This is a genomic window from Brachybacterium phenoliresistens, from assembly GCF_000576425.1.
GTDB lineage: Bacteria > Actinomycetota > Actinomycetes > Actinomycetales > Dermabacteraceae > Brachybacterium > Brachybacterium phenoliresistens.
Map to the genome: position 1 here is coordinate 49,056 of NZ_KK070007.1, position 7,139 is coordinate 56,194.

Below are 7,139 nucleotides of genomic sequence, written 5' to 3' on the forward strand. Positions count from 1 at the left end.
GGCGCCCCCACCGTCCTCCAGGAGACCACCATGAGCGTCATCGACATCCGCGGCCTGACCAAGACCTTCGGCCGCACCACCGCCCTCGACCAGCTGGACCTGTCCGTCGCCCCCGGCGAGGTCCGCGGCTTCCTCGGCCCCAACGGCGCCGGGAAGTCCACCACCATCCGCGTGCTGCTGGGGCTGCTGCGCGCCGACTCCGGGAGCGTCCGCCTCTTCGGCGGGGACCCCTGGGCCGATGCCGTCCCCCTGCACCGCCGTCTCGCCTACGTCCCCGGCGACGTCGCGCTGTGGCCGGGACTGACCGGCGGGGAGATCATCGACTACCTGGGCCGCCTGCGCGGCACGGCGGACCGGCGCCGGCGCGACGAGCTCATCGAGCGCTTCGAGCTGGACCCGCACAAGAAGGCCCGCACCTACTCCAAGGGCAACCGGCAGAAGGTCGCCCTGGTGGCGGCGCTGGCCTCCGACGCCGAGCTGTACGTCCTGGACGAACCGACCTCGGGGCTGGACCCGCTGATGGAGGCCGTGTTCACCGACGAGGTGCGCGCGCTGCGCGACCAGGGCCGATCCGTCCTGCTCAGCAGCCACATCCTCTCCGAGGTCGAGAAGCTCTGCGACACCGTCACCATCATCCGCGCGGGCCGCGTCGTCGAGGCCGGCACCCTCGCGGACCTGCGCCACCTCACCCGCACCCGGGTGACCGCGGTGGTGACCGGGGATCCCACCGCCGTGCTCGCGCAGGACGGCGTCCACGACCCCCGCACCGAGGACACCGCCGAGGGCACCCGAGTGACCGTCGACGTGGACGACGCCGCCATGGGCGCGGTGCTGCCCGCGCTGACCGGAGCCGGCGTGGTCACCCTCGCCGCCACGCCGCCCTCGCTCGAGGACCTGTTCATGCGCCACTACGGCGACGACCTCGCCGCGCTCGAGAGCGAGGCCGCGCGATGAGCGGCGCCCTGGCCGGGACGGGGCAGCTGGTCCGCTTCATCCTGAGCCGCGACCGCGTGCGCATGAGCGTGTGGGCCGCCTCGATGACCGCCTTCATCGCCTACTTCTCGGTCGCCCTGAGCACCGTCTTCGACGCCCCCGCCCTGGCCGCCCGCGCCCAGGTCATGCGCACCCCCGCCGGGATCGTCATGGGCGGCCCCGGCTACGGGGTGGACCACTACACGCCGATGGTCGCCGTCGCCAACGAGGGCACCCTGTGGATGGTCGGCGCGCTCTCGCTGATGGCGATCCTGCACATGGTGCGCCACTCCCGCGCGGAGGAGGAGAGCGGCCGGGCCGAGCTCGTCCGCGCCGGGGCCATCGGCCGCCTCGCCCCCGCCGCCGCCGCGCTGACCACCCTGGCCCTGCACCTGGCCGTGATCACGGCGCTGTGCGCGCTGGCGACCTTCGCCGCCGCGGACGAGCGCTCCCTGCCCGATGCCCTCGCCCTGGCCGGCGGCAGCGCCCTGGTCGCCCTGGTCTTCGGCGCCGTCGCCCTGGTCGCCGGCCAGCTCGCCGCGACCGGTCGCGGCACGCTCGGGCTGTCCCTGGCCGCGCTCGGCCTCGCGATCGCGGTGCGCGCGGCCGGGGACATGATCCGCCTCGAGGGCTCCGCCCTGTCGTGGTTCTCCCCCATCGCCTGGGCGCAGCAGATGCGCGCCTACGTCGACCTGCGCTGGTGGCCGATCCTGCTGGCCCCGGCGCTCGGGCTCGTGCTGGTGCTCGCGGCCGATGCGCTCGCCGCGCGGCGGGACCTCGGCCAGGGGCTGCTCGCCGCCCGCCCGGGACCGGCGCGGGCGCCGCAGGGTCTGCGCGGACCGCTGGCCCTGGCCTGGCGCCAGCAGCGCGGCGTGCTCGCCTGGTGCGCCGTGGGCATGGGCCTGATGTGGTTCGCCACCGGCACGCTCATGAGCATGCTCGAGGACATGGCCGCGGATCTCGTCGCCGGGAACGCCGCCCTCGGCGCCCTGTTCGGCACCGACCCGACGGGCATGAGCAGCGCGTTCCTCGGCGTGATGATGCTCTTCGTCGCGCTGTGCGCGGCGGTCTACGGGATCGTCGCCGCCCAGGGCGGCCCGCGCGGCGAGGAGTCCGCCGGCACCCTCGAGCTCACCCTCGCCGGCCCTGTCGGGCGCGGCCGCTGGCTGGGCGCGCAGCTGGTGCTCGCCCTGGGCGGCTCGCTGGGGCTGCTGGCCCTGTCGATCGCCGCGCTGTGGCTGGGCACGGTGGCCGTCGGCCTCGAGGAGCCGAGCCTCGCCGACCACCTGGGCGTGCTCGCCACGCAGGCCCCGGCCACCCTCGTCTTCGGGGCGCTCGCGGCGGCGCTGTACGGCTGGGCGCCGCGCTGGGCGGGCCTGAGCTGGCTGCTCGTCGCGGCGACCTTCGTGACCGGCATGTTCGGCGTCCTGCTGGACCTCCCGGAGTGGGCGCTGGGCATCTCGCCGTTCCACTGGGTGGCCGCGCCCTACACGGAGGATCCCGCGGCCGGCGGCGCGCTCGCGATGGCGGCCGTGGTGGTGGTCCTGCTGGTCCTGGCCCTGCTCGGCTTCCGTCGCCGCGCCGTGGTCACCGGATCCTGACGCCCCGAATCACCTCCGGCGGGTCTCTCGCGGTATCCTCCCGCGAGAGACCCGCGGTCAGGAACGGCACGCGGCAGGTCAGGAGGGCCACGTGCCGACGATGAAGGAGGTCGCCTCCCGCGCAGGCGTCTCGCTGAAATCGGTCAGCCGCGTGGTCAACGGGCACCCGAACACCAGCGCCGAGGTCCGCGAGAAGGTCGAGCGCGCCATCGCCGAGCTCGGCTGGCGCCCCAACACCCACGCCCGGTCCCTGCGCACGGGGCGGACCGGGCTGATCGCCCTGTCGGTCCCCGACCTGCGCACCTCCTCCGCCTCGCACCTCGCCCAGGCCCTGGTGAGCGAGGCCGAGCGCCAGGGGCTGCGGGTGGCGATCGAACCGTCCCACGGCCGCGCCGAGCGGGTGCGCCGCACGCTGGACGCCTGCGGCGCCTCCTTCGACGCGGTCGTGCACGTGGGCGCCCTGCCCGCCGGGATCGACCCCGCCTCCCTGGACCCCGCGCACCCCGTCGTGCTGGTGCGCGCCGCCGAATCCCTCGAGCAGGCCTGGGCCGATGCGCCCCCGGAAGCGGCGGCCGATGGGCCCGCCCGGGACGCGGCCGACGAGCCCGCCGGAAACGCAGCCGGCGCGACCGGCGGTTCCCGCACGCCGCGCGACGGCGCCGCCGCTGCCTCCCTGGACAGCGTCGACACCGACTCCGACGCATCGGCCCGGGCCGTCCACCACCACCTGCGCACCGTCGGCCGCTCCCGGGTGGTGATCCTGGGCCGCGAGGCCGGTGCGGCCGACGGCTTCACCCGCGCCCTCTCCCGCGCCTTCGCCGACGCCCCCGTGCTGCGCCCCTCGCACACCGCCGACCGCGCCGCGGGGCGCGAGCTGGCCGCACAGGCCCTGGCCGCGGCCCCGGCCTCCGACGCCCTGGTCTGCGCCGAGGACGAGCTGGCCATCGGCGCGCTGTCCCTGCTGCACGAGCGGGGCATCGCCGTGCCCGGCCGCATCGCCGTCACCGGCCACGGCAACATCGACGACGGCCAGTTCACCACCCCCACCCTGACCACCATCGATCTCGGGCTGCCGTCCCTGGCCCGGCACGTGGTGGAGCAGGTCCGGGCCCGGCTGGACGGCGACCGCTCCCCGGCCCGGCGCATCGTGCTGCGCGCGCGGATCCTGCGCCGCGAGTCGACGCTGGGGCTGGGCGGCATCGGCCCGACGGGCGCCGTCGGCGGCGCCGCCGGGATCGACCCCGACCTCGGGCCCGGCTCCGGCTCCGGCCCGAGCCCCGCTCCCGATCCCGCTGCCGCGGCGGACCGAGGACCCGAGGAGGCGCCATGGCTCGGGTGAGGCTCGCCGACGTCGCCGCCCGGGCGCGCGTCTCCACCGCCACCGCCTCCCATGTGCTGCGCGGGGCGCGCAGCGGCGGGACGATCCGCGTCTCGGAGGCGACCCGCGCCGCCGTCCGGCAGGCCGCCGACGAGCTGGGCTACGTGCCCTCCGCCGCGGCGCGGGGCCTGGCCGCCGGCAGCTCGGGGCGCATCGCCATCATGGTCCCGTACCTGTACAACCCCTACTTCGCCTACATGGCGCAGACGCTGATCCTCGCCCTCGAGGAGCGGGGCATGACCACCACGCTGCGCCTGGCCCATGACGCCGAGGCGGAGCGGGACGCCGTCCTGGGCCGCACCACCCGCGACGTCGACGGCATGCTCGTGTGCCCCCACTTCCTCTCCGCCGAGATGCTCGGGGAGGCGCCGGGCCTGCCGGTCGTGCAGGTCGGCAGCGCGCCCACCGAGGGCATCGACTGCGTCGTGATGGGCGAGGAGGAGGGCATGCGGGCGGCCGTCCGCCATGTCCTCGAGCAGGGGCGGCGGCGCGTCGCCTACGTCGCGGACCCGTGGATCCCCGACCCGGGCTCGCCACGCTTCACCGGATACCGCACGGCCCTGGCCGAGTTCGGGCTCGACGTCGACCCGGACCTGCTCATCGAGGGCGCGGACTGGGACCGCCGGGGCTCCGGCCTGGACGCGATGGTGGGCCTGCTGCGCTCGGGCACCCGCTTCGACGCGGCCGTCTGCGTCAACGACGCGGTCGCGGTCGGCGCGCTGCGCGCCATCTCCCGCGCCGGGCTGCGCGTGCCCGAGGACGTCGCGATCACCGGCTTCGACGACACGGTGGAGGTCGCCTTCACCAGCCCGCCGCTGACCAGCGTCGACCCCGGCGTGCAGCAGATGGCCGAGCTCGCGGTCGAGCTGCTCGTCGCGCGCCTGGAGGGATCCACGGCCCCGGCCGTGCGCGTCTCCGCGCCCCCGCGGCTGATCGTCCGCGCCTCGACCCTCGGCTGATCGTCCGCGTCTCGACCCGCGGCTGACGGCGCACCGACGCAGCACCAGGACGTCACCGACCCCTCGTCCGCCATTCCATCGTTGTGTCCACTATTGACAACGCTTAATCGGATGGCCCAGGATGACGGCGTCCACGACACGAGGAGTCACCGTTGACCGCTCTGCCCGAAGCAGCCCCCGCGCCCGCCGCCGCCCCGGCGACCGCCGCCGCACCCCGCGTCGCCCCTGCCGTGCCGCGCGCCGCACGCCCCGAGCAGCGCCGGCTGCCGCTGGATCTGCGCTCCGTCCGCCTGGATCCGGCCGGGGCGCTCGGCGCCTGGCAGGAGCTCAACGCCGCCGCGACGATCCCGCACTGCATCGCCCAGCTGGAGACCTCCGGCGTGATCGACAACTTCCGCCGCGTGATCGGCGAGTCCGGCGCCCCGCACCGCGGCTTCGTCTTCGCCGACTCGGATCTGTTCAAGGTCATCGAGGCGGTGGCCTGGGAGATCGGCCGCAGCGGGACGTCCGCGCACGACGCCTGGCTCGACGAGATGATCGACCTGGTCCAGCGGGTGCAGGAGCCCTCGGGCTACCTCCACACCTGGATCCAGGGCGTGCACCCCGAGAAGAAGTTCGCCGAGCTGCACTGGGTCCATGAGATGTACGTGCTGGGCCACTGGCTGCAGGCCGCCATCGCCCTGGACCGCGCCGCCGGCCGCTCCGACCTGCTCGAGGCCGCCATCCGCATGGTCGACCTGCTGGACCGCCGCTTCGGCCCCGGCCGCGAGGACGGGATCGACGGCCACCCCGAGATCGAGACGGCCCTGGTGGAGCTGTACCGCCACACCGGCCAGGAGCGGTTCCTGCGCCTGGCCCAGCACTTCGTGGACCAGCGCGGCCGCGACCTGCTCCCGAACGAGGGCTTCGGCCACCACTACTTCCAGGACCATCTGCCGGTGCGCGAGGCGGTGGACCCCATCGGCCACGCCGTGCGCCAGCTGTACCTCAACGCCGGCGTCACCGACCTCGTGCTCGAGACCGGCGAGGACTCCCTCGCCGCGGTGATGCGCGAGCAGTGGGACCGCGTCCACGAGCGCAAGATGTACCTCTCGGGCGCCTTCGGCTCCCGCCACCGCGACGAGTCCTTCGGCAACGACTACGAGCTGCCCAGCGACCGCGCCTACGCCGAGACCTGCGCGACCATCGCCGATCTCCACTGGACCTGGCGCCTGAGCCTCGCCGAGCACGACCCCCGCCACGCCGACGTCATCGAGCGCGAGATCCACAACGCGCTCGCCGCCTCCGTGGACGGGACCGGGCGCCGGTTCTTCTACTCCAACCCCATGCAGCGCCGCCCCGACCGCTTCTCCGAGGAGAACGCCCCGGCCGAGCGCCAGGAGTGGTACTCCTGCGCCTGCTGCCCGCCGAACATCGCCCGCCTGGTCGCGCAGATCAGCAGCTACGTCGCCGCCGTGCGCCCCGCCCGCGACGGCGAGGGCCCCGCGCTCGAGGTGCTGCAGCTGGCCGCGGCGCAGATCGACCTGCCCGCGCAGATCGGCTCGGGCACGCTGCACGTGGACACCCGGTACCCCGCCGAGGGCACCGTCCAGCTGCGCCTGGACGGCGAGCTCGCCCCCGGGGCCCGGATCGCCGTGCGCATCCCCGGCTGGGCGGGCACCGCAGAGGTCACCACGGACGACGGCCGATCGCAGGAGGTCACCGGGGAGTACGTGGAGCTCGAGGCCGGCGAGGCGCGCTCGGCCCGCATCAGCCTGGACATGACCCCCCGCTGGACCGCGAACCACCCGCGGGTCGACGCCACCCGCGGCTGCCTCGCCCTCGAGCGCGGGCCGATCGTCTACTGCCTCGAGCAGGTCGACATGCCCCACGGCCTCGAGGTCGACGACGTCGCCGTCGCGCGCGGCGCGCAGGTCCAGGAGGCCCCCGCCGACGCCCGGCCGCAGTCCGCCGCCGAGACCGGCGAGGGCGAGACCCGGGCGGCGGCTCCCGGCGCCCCGGCCCTGCGCATCCCCGTGCAGGTCCACGCCGACCGGGGGCCGCTGATCCGCAGCACCTCGGCCCCGGCCGGCGGCGCGGCCGGCGAGTCCGCCACCGTCACCGCCGTCCCCTTCGCGACCTGGGGCAACCGGGGCCCCGGCGCGATGCGCATCTGGATCCCCACCGCCGACTGACCGCCTCGCCGGCGGCGGCACCCCGCCGCCGGCCTGACAGCCCGCCGGGACCGGC

The 7,139-nt window shown here is 75.7% G+C and carries 5 protein-coding genes; all 5 read left to right on the forward strand.

Translation table 11 applies throughout. The annotated features are described in order from the left end of the window. The first annotated feature begins 30 nt into the window (after positions 1-30). On the forward strand, positions 31-954 hold the full coding sequence (locus BF93_RS17090; RefSeq protein ID WP_038374310.1) for an ABC transporter ATP-binding protein: 924 nt from the start codon (positions 31-33) through the stop codon (positions 952-954). Then, a complete protein-coding gene (locus BF93_RS17095) occupies positions 951-2,573 on the forward strand; it encodes an ABC transporter permease (RefSeq protein ID WP_038374311.1) in 1,623 nt (540 codons plus the stop codon). The genes BF93_RS17090 and BF93_RS17095 overlap by 4 nt, the downstream gene beginning before the upstream one ends. Before the next feature lie 100 nt (positions 2,574-2,673). Further along, on the forward strand, positions 2,674-3,912 hold the full coding sequence (locus BF93_RS19890) for a LacI family DNA-binding transcriptional regulator (protein ID WP_232226484.1): 1,239 nt from the start codon (positions 2,674-2,676) through the stop codon (positions 3,910-3,912). Then, a complete protein-coding gene (locus BF93_RS17105; protein WP_038374312.1) occupies positions 3,900-4,910 on the forward strand; it encodes a LacI family DNA-binding transcriptional regulator in 1,011 nt (336 codons plus the stop codon). The genes BF93_RS19890 and BF93_RS17105 overlap by 13 nt, the downstream gene beginning before the upstream one ends. Positions 4,911-5,062: 152 nt before the next feature. Then, complete coding sequence (locus tag BF93_RS17110; protein WP_051487146.1) at positions 5,063-7,084, forward strand: glycoside hydrolase family 127 protein; 2,022 nt, start codon at positions 5,063-5,065, stop codon at positions 7,082-7,084. Positions 7,085-7,139: the final 55 nt, after the last annotated feature.

What these genes read in the sequence shown, in the direction of transcription:
- BF93_RS17090 (WP_038374310.1), top strand. Translation starts at nt 31, where the DNA reads ATGAGCGTCATCGACATCCGCGGCCTGACCAAGACCTTCGGCCGCACC.
- BF93_RS17095 (WP_038374311.1), top strand. Translation starts at nt 951, where the DNA reads ATGAGCGGCGCCCTGGCCGGGACGGGGCAGCTGGTCCGCTTCATCCTG.
- BF93_RS19890 (WP_232226484.1), top strand. Translation starts at nt 2,674, where the DNA reads ATGAAGGAGGTCGCCTCCCGCGCAGGCGTCTCGCTGAAATCGGTCAGC.
- BF93_RS17105 (WP_038374312.1), top strand. Translation starts at nt 3,900, where the DNA reads ATGGCTCGGGTGAGGCTCGCCGACGTCGCCGCCCGGGCGCGCGTCTCC.